The following is a 15,480-nucleotide window of genomic DNA, read 5'->3' on the forward strand; positions in this document are numbered from 1 at the left end:
ATGACGGCCACCGACCCCACCACACCCGCCGACCCCGGCGGCCCCGACACGGCGAACACCGCCACCAGCCACCGCACCACCCCGGGCACCCTCCCGCTCCCCGCGGGCGCGGCACGCCTCATCACCGCGGCCGGAGCCGCCGCCACCTTCGCGAGCACCATGCTCGCCTGGACCTGGACCGCCGAATTCCCCGGCGACCTCACCTACTACGGCTCGCCCGTGGACCTCCAGCTCCTCACCCTCGTCGGCTCCGTCCTCACCCTCCTCTTCCTGCTCTCCGGCGCCTACCGCCTCCGCGGACTGCGCTGGCTCACCCCCGGCGGCACCCACAGCCCCGTACTCCTCCTCGCCCTCGGCACCCTGGGCACCACCTGGTACACGGCGGGCGCCATCACCGGCACCCTCGGCGGACTCGTCAACTTCGAACCCGGCATGTGGGTCGCCGTACTCGCCACCCTCGCCACCCTCGCCGGAGCCCTCGGACTCCCCGCCGACACCCCCTACGAACCCCTCCCGGGACAGGACCGGCCCAACCCCTGGCAGCGACTGCTGCACTCCTTCAAGGCACCCGCGCCCACACCCGCCAAGGAACTCCCCGGCTGGGCCGAGATCCTCATCATCGCGGTCTCCTTCGGCGCAGCCCTCTACCTGTTCACCTACGGCATCGACACCTCCTACGGCGAACTCTTCGTCGGCTACCTCGTCCTCGTCGGCTTCGCCGCACCCGCGCTCGGCAGAGCCGGACTCACCCGACGCCTCGCAGGACTCACCGGCAAACACCGCACCATCTCCCTCACAGCCGCCTTCGTCGCCGCCGCCTGCTTCCCCTTCACCCAGAGCAGCGACCAGTACACCTCCGTCGCCGCCAACATCCTCATCTTCGCCACCGTCGCCCTCGGCCTGAACGTCGTCGTCGGCCTCGCCGGACTCCTCGACCTCGGCTACGTCGCCTTCCTCGGCGTCGGCGCCTACGCCGCGGCCCTCGTCTCCGGCTCCGAGACCTCCGTACTCGGCGTCCAGTTCCCCTTCTGGGCCGCCGTCCTCACCGGCGCCGGAGCCTCACTCGTCTTCGGCGTCCTCATCGGCGCCCCCACCCTGCGGCTCCGCGGCGACTACCTCGCCATCGTCACCCTCGGCTTCGGCGAGATCTTCCGCATCGTCATGGAGAACCTCGACGGCTCCTCAGGCCCCTCCGTCACCAACGGAGCCAACGGCATCGCCAACATCCCCGACCTGGAGATCCTCGGCTTCAACCTCGGCGAGGACCACACCGTCCTCGGCTTCGAACTCGGCCCCTTCGCCAACTACTACCTACTGATGCTGATCTTCACGATCATCGTCGTCACCGTCTTCCGGCGCGCCGACCGCTCCCGCATCGGCCGCGCCTGGGTCGCCGTCCGCGAAGACGAGACCGCAGCCCGCGCCATGGGCATCAACGGCTTCCGCGTCAAGCTCATCGCCTTCGCACTCGGCGCCACCCTCGCCGGAATGGCAGGCACCGTACAGGCACACGTCACCTCGTCCGTCACACCCGAGCAGTACCAGTTCGTCGAGGTCGTCCCGCCCAACTCCGCCTTCCTCCTCGCCGCCGTCATCCTCGGCGGCATGGGCACCGTCTCCGGACCCCTCATCGGCGCCTCACTGCTCTACCTCATCCCCGCCAAGCTCCAGTTCATCGGCGACTACCAACTGCTGCTCTTCGGCCTCGCGCTCGTCCTCCTCATGCGCTTCCGCCCCGAGGGCCTCATCGCCGACCGGCGCAAGCAGCTCGAATTCCACGACACAGGACAGCTCGACGTGCCCAAGGGCACACCCGGCCTCAGCAAGACGGGGGCATGAGACAGATGACCACCACAACCACGACCACATCCCCCGGCACCACACCGGCGGACGGCAGCCCCGTACTGGAAGCCTCCGGCGTCACCATGCGCTTCGGCGGACTCACCGCGGTCCAGAACGTCGACCTCACCGTCGCCAGCGGCGAGATCCTCGGCCTCATCGGACCCAACGGCGCCGGCAAGACCACCTTCTTCAACTGCCTCACCGGTCTCTACGTCCCCACCGAGGGCACCGTCTCCTACAAGGGCAAGGTGCTGCCGCACCGCTCCCACCTGGTCACCCAGGCAGGCATCGCCCGCACCTTCCAGAACATCCGCCTCTTCGCCAACATGACAGTCCTGGAAAACGTCCTCGTAGGACGCCACACCCGCACCCGCGAAGGACTCTGGTCCGCACTCCTGCGCGGACCCGGCTTCAAGAAAGCCGAACGCGAATCCGAGGAACGCGCCATGGAACTCCTGGAGTTCACCGGCCTCACCGCCAAACGCGAACACCTCGCCCGCAACCTCCCCTACGGCGAACAGCGCAAGCTGGAGATCGCCCGCGCCCTCGCCAGCGAACCCGGCCTGCTCCTGCTCGACGAGCCCACGGCAGGCATGACGGCCAGCGAGACCAGCGCCACCCGCGACCTCGTCCTCGCCGTACGCGAACAGGGCACCGCCGTCCTCGTCATCGAGCACGACATGCGGTTCATCTTCAACCTCTGCGACCGCGTCGCCGTCCTCGTACAGGGCCAGAAACTCGTCGAGGGCAGCCCCGAACAGGTCCAGAACGACGACCGCGTCGTCGCCGCCTACCTCGGCACCCCCTTCGAAGGCGCCCCCGGCGCCGAAGAAGCCGCCGAAGTCCAGGCGGCGGAACAAGCCGCCACGGCAACGCCCGGAGGCAGCGACACGGCGACCGGGCGCGACGATTCAGAGGAAGGGGGCAAGGGCTGATGCCACTGCTCGAAGTCGAGGACCTGCGCGTCGCCTACGGCAAGATCGAAGCCGTCAAGGGCATCTCGTTCAACGTCGAAGCCGGACAGGTCGTCACCCTCATCGGCACCAACGGCGCGGGCAAGACCACCACCCTGCGCACCCTCTCCGGCCTGCTCAAGCCCCTCGCCGGAAAGATCGTCTTCAACGGCGAACCCCTCAACGGCGTCGGCGCCCACAAGATCGTCGCCATGGGACTCGCCCACTCCCCCGAAGGCCGCCGCATCTTCCCGCGGCTCACCATCGAGGAGAACCTCCAGCTCGGAGCCTTCCTCCGCAAGGACACCCCGGGCATCCAACAGGACATCAACCGCGCCTACGAACTGTTCCCCATCCTCGGAGAACGCCGCCGCCAGGCCGCCGGAACCCTCTCCGGCGGCGAACAGCAGATGCTCGCCATGGGCCGCGCCCTGATGTCCCGCCCGAAGCTCCTCATGCTCGACGAGCCCTCCATGGGACTCTCCCCGATCATGATGCAGAAGATCATGGAGACCATCTCCGAGCTGAAGTCCCAGGGCACGACGATCCTGCTCGTCGAACAGAACGCCCAGGCGGCCCTCTCCCTCGCCGACCACGGCCACGTCATGGAGATCGGCACCATCGCCCTCTCCGGCACCGGCCAGGAACTCCTGCACGACGAATCCGTGCGCAAGGCATACCTGGGCGAGGACTGACGGCCCACGACGCGTGACGCGTGCTGTGCGACGTGTGTTGCGTGGCGCACACCGAGGGCCCGCCCGGACATCCCGGGCGGGCCCTCGGCACACGCTCACTACTTCTGCTTCTTCTCCTCGGCATCCGCCAGCACGGCCTCCGCGACCTGCTGCATCGAAAGCCTGCGGTCCATCGACGTCTTCTGGATCCACCGGAACGCGGCAGGCTCCGTCAGCCCGTACTGAGTCTGGAGCACGCTCTTCGCCCGGTCCACCAGCTTCCGCGTCTCCAGCCGCTGCGAAAGATCCGCGACCTCCTGCTCCAGCGCCTTCAGCTCCGTGAACCGCGACACCGCCATCTCGATGGCCGGAACCACGTCACTCTTGCTGAACGGCTTCACCAGATACGCCATCGCCCCCGCGTCCCTGGCCCGCTCCACCAGCTCACGCTGCGAGAACGCGGTCAGCATCAGCACCGGCGCGATACCCTCCTCCGCGATCTTCTCCGCGGCGGAGATACCGTCGAGCACCGGCATCTTCACATCCAGGATGCACAGGTCAGGACGGTGCTCACGGGCCAGCTCGATCGCCGTCTGCCCGTCCCCCGCCTCACCGACGACGGTGTAGCCCTCCTCCTCCAGCATCTCTTTGAGATCCATCCGGATCAGGGCCTCATCCTCGGCGAGCACGACCCGCGTCGTCAGCGGAGGCACATGCGCACTCGCCTCCGCGGCAGCGGTCTCGGGGGCCTCGTCGGCCTCGGTCACGTCGGTATTGGGCTCGGGGACGTCCGCGGTGCTCACTGGGCTCCTCGTTTCCGCACGGTGGGAGCATCGAGCCTACCCACCTCCTGTAAAGTAGTGGCACGGCAGGTGGTCGTAAACCTTCGATTCCGCTGGCCCCGGTAGCCCAATTGGCAGCAGGCAATGGATTCAAAACCCATACAGTGTCGGTTCGAGTCCGACCCGGGGCACTTTTCCTTCGAATCGAAGGTTGCAAGCGACTTCACGAGGGTTCACCCCTTATAGCGAACAAGCCTTCGAATCTCCCTGTTCGCTCGTGGTCACGCTCACACTCGTACGCATGTACGACATCGCTACGCGGAAACACGCGCTCTCGCTCGTGGCCCAGGGCCAGAGCCTCAACGCCGTCAGCAAGCGCACCGGCATCTCCAGAGCGGCGCTCCGCTCCTGGCAGACCCGGCTCGAACCCTTACGGGCACTGTCCGACTGCCCACGGTGCGCGAGCCCTCCCCGGCTGCCCGACGATCCCGCCGCCTACGCCTATCTGCTCGGGCTCTATCTCGGTGACGGCTGCATCAGCCGCCTGGGCCGCACCTACTCCCTGCGCATCGCCTGCGCCGACGCCTGGCCCGGTCTGATCGACGAGTGCGAACACGCCATGCGCGCGGTCCGCCCCGACAACCGCGTCTCGCGTGCCCAGCAGCCGGGCTATAAAGCGGTGACGTCCTACAGCAACCACTGGCCCTGCCTCTTCCCCCAGCACGGTCCCGGCAAGAAGCACGAGCGTCCCATCGTCCTCGCGCCGTGGCAGGAGGAGATCGTGGAGGCCGAGCCGTGGGGGCTGTTACGGGGGCTCGTGCACTCCGACGGCTGCCGGATCACCAACTGGACGACGCGGATCGTCGGCGGGCGGCCGAAGCGGTACGAGTATCCGCGGTACTTCTTCACCAACAAGTCCGGGGACCTGTTGCGTCTGTGCGGCGCCACGCTCGACAGGGTCGGCGTGGAGTGGCGGTACACGCGGCGCGGCGGCGATGACTACAACGTCTCGGTGGCCCGGCGCGAGTCGGTGGCGCTCATGGACGCGCGTGTGGGGCCGAAGTGGTGAGCCGGGGGTCCGGGGAGGCGGGGCGGGTAACAGCGGTGCGCGGGGTCCCGGTGTCGGGCACCATGGCGCGCATGTCCGTATTGACGCGCTCTGAAGCGCAGACACGTGCCCGGCTGCTCCAGGTGCAGCAGTACGCGGTCGATCTCGACCTGACACGTGGCGAGGAGGTCTTCGGTTCGTCGACGCGCATTCGTTTCACGGTGCGGGAGGCGGACACGGACACGTTCGTCGAGCTGCGGCCTGTCAGGTTGTCGAGCGCTGTGCTGGACGGCGTCGGGCTGGATGTGGGGGCGCTGGCGGAGGGGCGGTTGCCGCTGCGGGGGCTGGCCGAGGGGGAGCACGAGCTGGCGGTCGAGGCGGAGATGCCGTATTCGCGTGTCGGTGAGGGGATGCACCGGTTCACGGATCCGGTGGACGGGCTGGCGTATCTGTACACGCAGTGCTGTATGTCGGATGCGCCGCTGGTGTTCGCGTGTTTCGATCAGCCGGATCTGAAGGCGGAGTTCCGGGTCTCGGTGACGGCGCCGGTGGAGTGGACGGTGCTGGGCAACGGGGTGGCGGAGCGGGTGGGTGAGGGCCGGTGGGTGTGTGCGCCGACGCAGCCGGTCAGTACGTATCTGTTCGCGGTGGCGGCGGGCCCGTACCACTCGGTGCGTACGGAGCATGCGGGGTTGCCGTTCGGGTTGCATGTGCGGCGGTCGCTGGCGCCGTATCTGGATGCGGACGCGGAGGAGTTGCTGGACATCACGCGGCGTTGTTTCGACCGGTATCACGAGATTTTCGATGAGCCGTATCCGTTTGATTCTTATGACCAGGCGTTCGTGCCGGAGTTCAACGCGGGGGCGATGGAGAATCCGGGGCTGGTGACGTTCCGGGACGAGTTCGTGTTTCGTTCGGCTGTGACGGACACGGAGCGTCAGACGCGCGGGATGGTGATCGCGCATGAGATGGCGCACATGTGGTTCGGGGATCTGGTGACGCTGCGCTGGTGGGACGACATCTGGCTGAACGAGTCGTTCGCGGAGTACATGGGTTATCAGACGCTGAGTGAGGCGACGCGTTTCACGGATACGTGGACGGATTTCGCGATCGCGCGCAAGAGCTGGGGTTATGACGCGGATCAGCGTCCTTCGACGCATCCGGTGGCGCCGGATCCGGACGCGGTGCCGGATACGGCGGCGGCGCGGTTGAACTTCGACGGGATCTCGTACGCGAAGGGGGCTTCGGCGCTGCGGCAGTTGGTGGCGTGGCTCGGGGAGAAGACGTTCCTGGCGGGGATCAACGATCATTTCGCGCGGCATCGTTTCGGGAACGCGACGCTGGCGGATTTCATCGATTCGCTGGCGCGGGCTTCGGACCGGGATGTGCACGGCTGGGCGGAGCGGTGGCTGCGGACGACGGGGGTGGACGCGTTGACGCCGCAGGTCGCGGAGACGGAGGGCCAGTGGTATGTGGATGTGCGGCATGCGGGGAGCCGTCCGCACCGGCTGGCGTTGGGGTTGTACAACCGGGTGCCGGGTGGTGGGGGTCGGCTGGTGCTGCGGGAGCGGCTGGAGCGGGATGTGCCGCATGACAGTGGTCAGTCGTCGGTGGTGGCGGATGGGCCGCGTCCTGATCTGGTGCTGTTGAACGACGGTGATCTGTCGTATGTGAAGGTGCGGTTGGACGAGGGGTCGTGGGCGACGGCGCGGGAGGCGTTGTCGGGTCTGCCGGACGCGTTGTCGCGGGCGGTGGTGTGGAACGCGGCGCGGGACATGGTGCGGGACGGTGAGCTGTCGCCGTGGGCGTATCTGGAGACGATGCGGGCGCATCTGCCGTCGGAGTCGGACAACGCGGTGGTGCAGAGTGTGCTGACGTTCGCGCGGGCGCAGGTGGCGGATCGTTTTGTGGTGGCGGAGCGGCGTGGGGAGGCGTTGGGCGCGGTGGCGGAGACGTGCCGGGTGGTGCTGGAGGCGACGGCGGGGGGTGCGGATGCGGCGGGTGCGGGGTTGCGGCTGACGGCGGTGCGGCACTTCGTCGAGAGTGCGACGTCGGCGGATGAGCTGGGTGTGTGGTGGGCGTCGGGTGCGGTGCCGGGTGGTCCGGAGCTGGATGCGGAGTTGCGGTGGCGGTTGTTGTTGCGGCTGTGTGTGCTGGGCGCTGCGGGTGCGGAGGATGTGGAGGCCGCGCTGGTGGCGGATCCGAGTGCGACGGGTGAGGAGGGGGCGGCTCGTTGCCGGGCGGCTCTGCCGGATCGGGTGGCGAAGGCGGCGGCGTGGCGGGCGATGTTCGGGGAGGTCTCGGAGTCGGAGGCGTTGTCGAACTATTTGTTCACGGCGACGGCTCAGGGTTTCTGGCAGCCGGAGCAGGTGGGGCTGCTGGAGGAGTTCGCGGGGCGGTATTTCGTGGAGGTGGTGGAGTTGGCGCGGCGGCGTGGTGAGTCGATGGCGGAGGCGGCGGGGCGGTACGCGTTCCCGCGGGCGTCGGTGGAGGTGGGGACGTTGCGTGCGGGTGAGGAGTGTCTGGCGGGTGAGGGGCCGACGCCCGCGTTGCGGCGCCAACTGGCGGACCAGCTCGATGATCTGCGCCGGGCGTTGAGGGTGCGCGGGGCGCTGTGATCGTTTGAGGGGCGCTGGGCGGGGTGGGGCTTGGCGGCTCGCGTCCGGGACGGGTGTCCAGATGCTCAGGTCGAACGGCTGGACTGGGGGCCGGGGCGGGTCGAGGCCGCATCGTCAGCGGCGGGCCTGGCCCCCGGCCCGAGGCCCGGGTCCGGCGCGGGCGAGGTCAGTGGCGAGGGGGCGGCGCTCGGGGCGCGGGCCGTAGCAGAGGGAGGGGCGCTTTTCGGGGCAGTCGTACCCCCTTCGGGCGAAGAACGGGTGAGATCGGTACGAAAGCCGGACGGACAAGCATAAGTTAGGCCCACCTAACCGCCGGTTCGCCCGCGACGCCGAACGATCCGAAAGAGCCCTCCCCATGCCTGCGTACGCCGCCGACCCCTGCCTGCTCGCGGGCGGCACCGAAGGACCTGCCGCGCTGCGGCCGTTGACCGACACCGTGCTGGACGCGCTCTTCGAGGGTGCCGCCGAGCGCGCCGGGCCCCTGCCGGCCGGTGGCCCCGAGCGGGTCGCCGAGCGGGTGCGCGAGGGTCTCGGTACGGGCATCCCCGAGCGCGGCACGGGTGGCCCTGCGGCGTTGCGCGATCTTGTGCGGCTGCTCGCCGAGGGCGCCGCTGATCCGGCCGATCCGCGCTGTGCCGCCCATCTGCACTGTCCGCCGCTCGCTGTGGCGACGGCGGCCGATCTGGCGGCGGGCGCGCTCAATCCGTCGATGGACTCGTGGGACCAGGCGCCCGCCGCGTCGGAGCTGGAGGCGCTGACGTGCCGTGCGCTGGCCGCCCTCGTCTACGGCGGGCGCGGCGATCGCGGCCGTCGTGTCGGGCCCGCGCACCGCGAGCCCGGCGACGGCGCGTCACGCGGCGGGCCGGAGGCGCCGGTCACGCCCGGCGGCCGCGACGGACACGCACCGCACGACACCCACCGCACCCGCGACTGGCCGGGGCGGCCCGACGCGCTGGTGACCACCGGGGGTACGGAGTCCAATCAGCTCGGCGTGCTGCTCGCCCGGGAACGCGCGGCGGACGGGCGTATTCGCGTCGTCTGTGGCGCGAACGCGCACCACAGCGTCCACCGGGCGGCTTGGCTGCTGGGCCTGCCCGCGCCGGTGGTGGTCCCGACGCCGCGCGGCGTGCTGGAGCCCGGCGCGCTGGAGAAGGCGCTCGTGTCGCTGGAGGAGCCCGCGTTCGTGGTGGCCACGGCGGGCACCACCGACACCGGGGACATCGATCCGCTGGCCGAGCTGGTTCCCCTCGCGCGGCAGTACGACGCGCTACTGCACGTGGACGCGGCCTACGGCGGGCCGCTTTTGTTCAGCGAGCGGCTGCGTCCCCGGCTCGCGGGTCTGGAGCAGGCCGACAGTGTGACCTTCGATCTGCACAAGCTGGGCTGGCAGCCCGTCGCCGCCGGGTTGTTCCTGGTGCCGGACGGCCGTTCGCTGAGCCCGCTGGACCACCGCGCCGACTATCTCAACGCCGACGACGACACCGAGGCGGGCCTGCCTGATCTGCTGGGCCGTTCGCTGCGTACGACGCGTCGCCCGGACATCCTCAAGGTCGCGGTGACGCTGCGTGCGCTGGGCCGTGAGGGGCTGGCGGAGCTGGTGGAGCGGACCTGTGAGGCGGCGTGCCGGTTCGCGGAACTGGTCGCGGCCGACGCGCGGTTCGAGCTGTACGCGGCGCCCGCGCTGTCCACGGTGCTCTTCCGGCCCGTCGGGGCGGGCGGCGAGACGGTGGCCGCGATCCGTCGTCGGCTGCTCGCCGGGGGGCGGGCCGTGCTCGGGCGGGCCGTCGCCGGTGACGGGCTCTGGCTCAAGGCCACCCTCCTCAACCCTCATGTGCGGTCCGGTGATCTCGCCGGGCTGCTGACGCTCGTACACGACGCCGCTGCGGAAGGACACCCAGCCCGATGACGGCCCCCGCCTCCCCAGGCCCCCTCGACGGACCCCAGCAGCACCGCCCCGGCCCAGCGCACCGCCCGGGCTCGCCGGACGTCCCGAACCCGGCGCGGTCCGACGCGCCGCTCGATCTCGCCGGGATCGGTATCGGGCCCTTCAACCTCTCCCTCGCGGCGCTCGCCCACGGCGTCCCCGGCCTGCGTACGGCCCACTACGACCAGCGCCCCGGCTTCCGCTGGCACCCCGGTCTCCTCATCGAGGGCGCGACGCTCCAGGTCCCTTTCCTCGCGGATCTGGTGACCCTCGCCGATCCGGCGAGCCCTTGGTCGTTCCTCAACTACCTCAAGGAGCGGGAGCGGCTGTTCCCCTTCTACTTCTCCGAGCGCTTCCACATCGAGCGCGCCGAGTACGACGCGTACTGCCGCTGGGTGAGCGAGGGTCTGGCGGCCCGCGGCGGCACCGGAGCAGGCAACGGCTCCGGCTCCGGCTCCGGCAACGGCTCCGCCGTCGGCACGGGTGAGGGCGCCGCGCCCCTGGCAAGCGGCACGGGGCTGCACTTCGGGCACCAGGTCGACGCGGTGCGCTGGAACCCGGAGCGGGCCCTGTTCGAGCTGGACTTCACCCAGCTCGACGCGGGCGGCGAGGCGGAGGCGCTGGGCCGCGCGTACGCGCGCAATCTGGTGCTCGGCATCGGCACGGCGCCGTATGTGCCCGAGCCGCTGCGCCCGCTCGCGGAGACGCCCACGGTCCCGGTGATCCACTCGGCCGAGTATCTGGAGCACCGCGAACAGCTTCTCGGGGCGCGGCATGTGACGGTGATCGGCTCGGGCCAGTCCGGGGCCGAGGTCTTCCTCGACCTGCTGCGGCACCGGCCCGCAGGCCGCGAGGGGCTGCACTGGCTGACGCGTTCGGGCGCCTTCGCGCCGATGGAGTACAGCAAGCTGGGCCTGGAGCACTTCACGCCCGACTACACGCGCTACTTCCACGCCCTGCCCGAGCAGGTGCGGGACCGGATCGTGCCGCGGCAGTGGCAGTTGCACAAGGCCGTCGACCACGAGACGCTCGCCGCGATCCACGACGAGCTGTACCACCGCACGGTGGACGGGGGCTGGCCGGAGGCGGTGCTGACGCCCGGTGTGTCCGTGCGGACGGCGGGCCGCATCGGCACCACGCAACTGGAGCTGCACCTGGAGCACGCCGAGCAGGGTGAGCGCACGCGGCTGACGACGGACGCGGTCGTGCTGGCGACGGGCTACCGCGAGCGGTCGGCCGAGGGGATGCTCGCGGCGCTGGACCCGTACATCCGGCGTGACGGTTCGCAGCGGCCGCGGGTGGACGAGCGGTACCGGCTCGTGCTCGACCGGTCGGTGACCGGAGCGGTCTATGTGCAGAACGCGGAGCGGCACACGCACGGGGTGGGGGCGCCCGATCTGGGGCTCGCGGCGCACCGGAGTGCGACGATCCTCAACGCGGTGACGGGCCGCGAGCATTTCCGGCTGCCGCGCCGGACCGCGTTCACCTCGTTCGGCCTGCGCGACGTGGCGGCCTCCACCGCGTCGGCGCCGCTCCCCGACGGGGTCCCCCCGGCGCAGGTCCGCCCCCTGCGCACCCCTTGACCGGGACCGGGTCCCCGTTGACCGGGACCGGGTCCCCGGGCCGGGTCCCCCGGGCGCACCGGGCGTGGGAGGGTGCCCCCATGACTACTGAGGGGCGCGAGCGCGAGAACGTACCGTACGGCACGGCGGACGCGCCGAGGCTGGCCGTCCGGGGCGAGGCCCGGCTGGAGTTCGATCCGGAGATCGCCCGTCTCGCGATCACGGTCACCGCGCGCGGCACCGACAGGCGCGCCACCCTCGAAGACCTCACCCGCCGCAACGCGCGGACGCTGGAGCTGGTCAAGGGCTACGGGGAGGCCGTCGAGAAGCTGGAGACGGGGGCGTTCTCCGTCACGCCCGAGCTGACGGAGAAGGGTCGCCGCGAGCGTGTGCGCACGTACCGCGGCCGGGTGCACGTCACGGCGACGGTGGCCGACTTCACCGCGCTCGGCGAGCTGACGACGCTGCTGGCCGAGCAGGAGATGACCCGCGTCGACGGCCCCTGGTGGGCGCTGCGCCCCGACTCCCCGGCGCACCGTGAGGCGCGGCAGCAGGCGGTGCACGAGGCGGTGACCCGTGCGCGGGAGTACGCGGGGGCGCTGGGGGCCGAGCTGGCCGCGCTCGTGGAGCTGGCCGACATCGGTGCGGAGGACGGCGCCCCGCCGCCGTTCCAGGGCAGGCAGGGGATGGCGCGTTCCGCGTTCGCCGGGCAGTCGGAGGCGGCGCCCGCGCTGGATCTGGAACCGCAGCGGCAGAGCGTGTACGCGGAGGTCAACGCGCGGTTCCTCATGACGCGCCCCGCGCTCTGACCCCGCCTCGTCCCGCGTTCTGAGCATGATGCGTGAGGCGCGTGGGGCGGAATGTGCCACCCCTCTTGGGCCCTTCTTCGCGCTCATCAGAGCGACCCCTTGCCCACTTTATTAGTTGTCAATGTCCTTTCACGCAAAGGACGTTGGAGAGTCATCAGACATGAGTTCTCTACCCATGGGTAAGTCGTAGGCTCAAACCATGCGCCGTGCAAAAATCGTCAGCACTCTGGGACCGGCCACCGACTCGTACGAGCAGATCAAGGCGCTCGTCGACGCCGGTATGGACGTGGCCCGCTTCAACATGAGCCATGGCTCGCACGCCGAGCACGAGGAACGCTTCCACCGGGTGCGCCACGCGTCCGAGGAAGCGCGTCGGAGCGTCGGCATTCTCGCGGATCTTCAAGGTCCGAAGATTCGGCTGGGCCGTTTCCGTGAGGGGCCCGTACTCCTTGAACGCGGTGATGAATTCTCCATCACCGTCGAGGAGACGGAGGGCGACCGCACCTGCTGCGGCACCACGTACGGGGGCCTCGCCGCCGACGTGTCGCCCGGCGAACGGATTCTCGTCGACGACGGCCGGGTCACGCTGGAGGTGACCGCCGTCGAGGGACCCGTCGTCCGGACCATGGTCATCGAGGGCGGCATGGTCTCCGACCACAAGGGCCTCAACCTGCCCGGTGTCGCCGTCTCCGTGCCCGCGCTGTCCGAGAAGGACGTCGAGGACCTGCGCTGGGCGCTGCGCATGGGGGCCGACGTCATCGCGCTCTCGTTCGTGCGCAGCGGGCACGACGTCAAGGACGTGCACCGCGTCATGGCGGAGGAAGGGGTGCGGCTGCCCGTCATCGCGAAGGTGGAGAAGCCGCAGGCGGTGCAGAACCTGGAGTCCATCGTGGACGCCTTCGACGGGATCATGGTCGCCCGCGGTGATCTGGGCGTCGAGATGCCGCTGGAGGCCGTGCCGCTGGTGCAGAAGCGCGCCGTCAAGCTGTGCAAGAGGAACGCCAAGCCGGTCATCGTCGCCACGCAGATGCTGGATTCGATGATCGACGCGTCCCGGCCGACGCGCGCCGAGGTCTCGGACGTCGCCAACGCCGTCATGGACGGCACGGACGCGGTGATGCTCTCGGGCGAGACCAGCGTGGGCAAGTACCCGGTGGAGACGGTGCGGACCATGGGCCGGATCGTCGAGGCGGCCGAGGGCGACATGCTCGCCAAGGGCCTTCCGCCGCTCACCGAGCGCAGCAAGCCGCGGACGCAGGGCGGGGCCGTGGCGCGGGCCGCTGCGGAGATGGGCGACTTCCTGGGCGCGAAGTTCCTGGTGGCCTTCACGCAGTCAGGGGACACCGTGCGCCGTCTGTCGCGCTACCGCTCCCCCATCCCGGTGCTCGCCTTCACCCCGGACCCGGCCACCCGCTCCCAGCTCAACCTGACGTGGGGCGTGGAGACGTTCCTCGGCCCCACCGTCCAGTCGACGGACGAGATGGTCGACCAGGTCGACGAGCACCTGTTGAAGCTGGGGCGCTGCGAGAAGGGTGACCTGGTCGTCATCACGGCGGGCTCGCCGCCCGGTGTGGCCGGTTCCACCAACCTGGTGCGGGTGCACCACATCGGCGAGGACGACGCCCCGAAGAAGCACTGATCCGGGGCTGGCCCGGCCGCCTGACCCGGCCTGGCCTGGCCCGGCCCGGCCGGAGCGCTCCCGTCAGGAGCGGGCGATCGTCTCGTGGTGGCGGATCACCTCGGCGATGATGAAGGTGAGGAGCTTCTCCGCGAAGGCCGGGTCCAGCTTGGCGCTCTCGGCGAGCTGGCGCAGCCGCGCGATCTGCCGGGCCTCGCGGGCGGGGTCGGCGGGCGGCAGGGCGTGGTCCGCCTTGAGCTGTCCGACGCGCTGGGTGCATTTGAAGCGCTCGGCGAGCATGTGCACGACTGCCGCGTCGATGTTGTCGATGCTGTCGCGCAGGGCGCCCAGCTCGGCGCGTACGGCCTCCTCGACCCCGTTCGTCGTGTCCGTGGCATCCGCCGCCGTGTTCGCCGCGCTGCCCGTTCCGCTGTCCGTCGTCGCCATGGGTTCGTCCTGTCCGGGGTCGGTCGGTCCGTCACACGTGGGCCCGCCGTCGCGGACGGCGGGCCCGTACGCACGAACCCTATGACGGCCGCCGTGTCCCGTCGTCGTGGCCCGCGACGATGGTCGGCGGGTGGTCAGGGTCGGGGACGCGGTGGCTCCAGCCGCCGTGGACCGTGCGGCCCTGCCGCTCCCGGAAGCGGACGGGCGGCGTCCCGACGCGGCGGGTGAACAGCCGGGAGAAGTAGGCCGGGTCGTCGTAGCCGACGCGACGCGCCACGGCCGAGACGGCGAGGTCGGTCGTGGCCAGCAGTTCCTTGGCCCGGCCGAGGCGGATGCCCAGCAGATAGTCCTTGGGGCTGCATCCGGCGCCGCGCCGCACGGCGGTGCGCAGGGCTGCGGGGGTCATGCCGTGCCGTGCCGCGTGTTCGGCGACCGACAGCGGGAGGAACGCGTCGCGGGCCAGCGCCTGGAGTACGGGCGCTCCGTCGGACGTCGTGTCGGCGCGGGCGCGGCGCAGGGCGACGAGCAGTTCGTGGACCGCGGCGGCCGACTCGACCTCCAGCAGCGGGTTGCCGTGCCGCGCCGCGCGGGCGATGCGGCCGATGGCGGTGCGCGCGGGCCCCGTGTCGGTGAGGGGGACGACGGGCCGCTCCGGCTCGACGCAGCCCAGCTCGGTGTACGCGGCCACGGCGGTCCCGGTGAAGTCGACGAAGCTCTCGTCCCAGCCCTCGTCCGGGTCGGGCGCGTAGTGGTGGGGAACGCCGGGGGTCAGCCAGAGCAGCGCGGGGGCCCGTACGGGCTGGACGCGCCCTTCGGCTCCCTTGAACCAGCCGTGGCCCGCGCTGATGACGACGGCCACATGGTGGTCGAGGGTGCGCGGGCCGACCGTCGGCAGGCTGCCGTGCTGGAGGCCGACGCCGAGGCAGACCAGGCCGAGCCCGTGGTGGACGGGTCCCGGCGTGAAGTACCGCATCCACGTCCGGTACCTGGGCGGCGGCCGGTGCGGAGGCGTGGCCGCCGGCCCTCGCGATGCCTGCGATGCCTGCGGTACCTGTGATGCCCGCGACGTCTGCGTTGCCGCCGTGCGTGCCGCCCGCGAGTCCGCCGTGCGCTCCTCGGCGTGCCGTACCGGCTGCTCCACCGCCCGCTCCCCTCGCCGCCCGCGGATGTGGTCGATCCGTGTCGATCCGTTACGAGGGGAGC

Annotated in this window: 12 protein-coding genes and 1 tRNA gene; 10 read left to right on the forward strand and 3 right to left on the reverse strand. The window is 70.7% G+C overall.

From position 1 onward, the window contains the following. Genes ACWGJ2_RS08545 through ACWGJ2_RS08555 form a run of 3 tightly spaced genes read left to right on the forward strand, consistent with a single transcriptional unit; the run spans position 1 to position 3,490 of the window. Entirely contained in the window at positions 1 to 1,839 is a 1,839-nt protein-coding gene (locus ACWGJ2_RS08545; RefSeq protein WP_453345232.1) for a branched-chain amino acid ABC transporter permease, read from the forward strand. Between the two features lie 5 nt (positions 1,840 to 1,844). Then, positions 1,845 to 2,777 carry an ABC transporter ATP-binding protein gene (locus ACWGJ2_RS08550; protein WP_453345233.1) on the forward strand — a complete coding sequence of 311 codons (933 nt, stop codon included), beginning with the start codon at positions 1,845 to 1,847 and terminating at the stop codon, positions 2,775 to 2,777. Next, entirely contained in the window at positions 2,774 to 3,490 is a 717-nt protein-coding gene (locus tag ACWGJ2_RS08555; RefSeq protein WP_453345325.1) for an ABC transporter ATP-binding protein, read from the forward strand. Before ACWGJ2_RS08550 ends, ACWGJ2_RS08555 begins: the two co-directional genes overlap by 4 nt. A 98-nt stretch (positions 3,491 to 3,588) precedes the next feature. Here the strand turns inward: ACWGJ2_RS08555 and ACWGJ2_RS08560 are convergent, their stop codons facing one another. Continuing rightward, the gene (locus tag ACWGJ2_RS08560; RefSeq protein ID WP_453345326.1) at positions 3,589 to 4,236 is read right to left on the reverse strand and encodes an ANTAR domain-containing response regulator; all 648 of its coding nucleotides are present in this window, start codon (positions 4,234 to 4,236) and stop codon (positions 3,589 to 3,591) included. Between the two features lie 131 nt (positions 4,237 to 4,367). Here ACWGJ2_RS08560 and ACWGJ2_RS08565 point away from each other — a divergent pair. The 7 genes from ACWGJ2_RS08565 to pyk all read left to right on the forward strand — a co-directional run bounded on the left by ACWGJ2_RS08565 (position 4,368) and on the right by pyk (position 13,851). After that, positions 4,368 to 4,442 (forward strand) — tRNA-Leu (locus ACWGJ2_RS08565). Positions 4,443 to 4,552: 110 nt separating this feature from the next. Then, the gene (locus ACWGJ2_RS08570) at positions 4,553 to 5,320 is read left to right on the forward strand and encodes a transcriptional regulator (RefSeq protein ID WP_453345234.1); all 768 of its coding nucleotides are present in this window, start codon (positions 4,553 to 4,555) and stop codon (positions 5,318 to 5,320) included. 71 nt (positions 5,321 to 5,391) lie between these two features. Continuing rightward, entirely contained in the window at positions 5,392 to 7,917 is a 2,526-nt protein-coding gene (pepN, locus tag ACWGJ2_RS08575) for an aminopeptidase N (protein ID WP_453345235.1), read from the forward strand. Positions 7,918 to 8,272: 355 nt separating this feature from the next. Next, complete coding sequence (locus ACWGJ2_RS08580; RefSeq protein ID WP_453345236.1) at positions 8,273 to 9,823, forward strand: pyridoxal phosphate-dependent decarboxylase family protein; 1,551 nt, start codon at positions 8,273 to 8,275, stop codon at positions 9,821 to 9,823. After that, complete coding sequence (locus ACWGJ2_RS08585) at positions 9,820 to 11,424, forward strand: lysine N(6)-hydroxylase/L-ornithine N(5)-oxygenase family protein (protein ID WP_453345237.1); 1,605 nt, start codon at positions 9,820 to 9,822, stop codon at positions 11,422 to 11,424. The genes ACWGJ2_RS08580 and ACWGJ2_RS08585 overlap by 4 nt, the downstream gene beginning before the upstream one ends. Positions 11,425 to 11,504: 80 nt before the next feature. Further along, the gene (locus ACWGJ2_RS08590) at positions 11,505 to 12,212 is read left to right on the forward strand and encodes an SIMPL domain-containing protein (protein ID WP_453345238.1); all 708 of its coding nucleotides are present in this window, start codon (positions 11,505 to 11,507) and stop codon (positions 12,210 to 12,212) included. 199 nt (positions 12,213 to 12,411) lie between these two features. Further along, positions 12,412 to 13,851 (forward strand): pyruvate kinase, encoded by a 1,440-nt coding sequence (pyk, locus tag ACWGJ2_RS08595; protein ID WP_453345239.1) that lies wholly within the window; start codon positions 12,412 to 12,414, stop codon positions 13,849 to 13,851. 63 nt (positions 13,852 to 13,914) lie between these two features. Here the strand turns inward: pyk and ACWGJ2_RS08600 are convergent, their stop codons facing one another. Beyond that, positions 13,915 to 14,277, reverse strand: coding sequence for a chorismate mutase (locus ACWGJ2_RS08600; protein ID WP_453345240.1), 363 nt, complete (start codon positions 14,275 to 14,277; stop codon positions 13,915 to 13,917). A gap of 79 nt (positions 14,278 to 14,356) precedes the next feature. Next, a complete protein-coding gene (locus tag ACWGJ2_RS08605) occupies positions 14,357 to 15,250 on the reverse strand; it encodes a helix-turn-helix domain-containing protein (protein WP_453345241.1) in 894 nt (297 codons plus the stop codon). Positions 15,251 to 15,480 lie beyond the last annotated feature (230 nt).

The sequence above is a fragment of the Streptomyces sp. NPDC054796 genome (assembly GCF_053611545.1).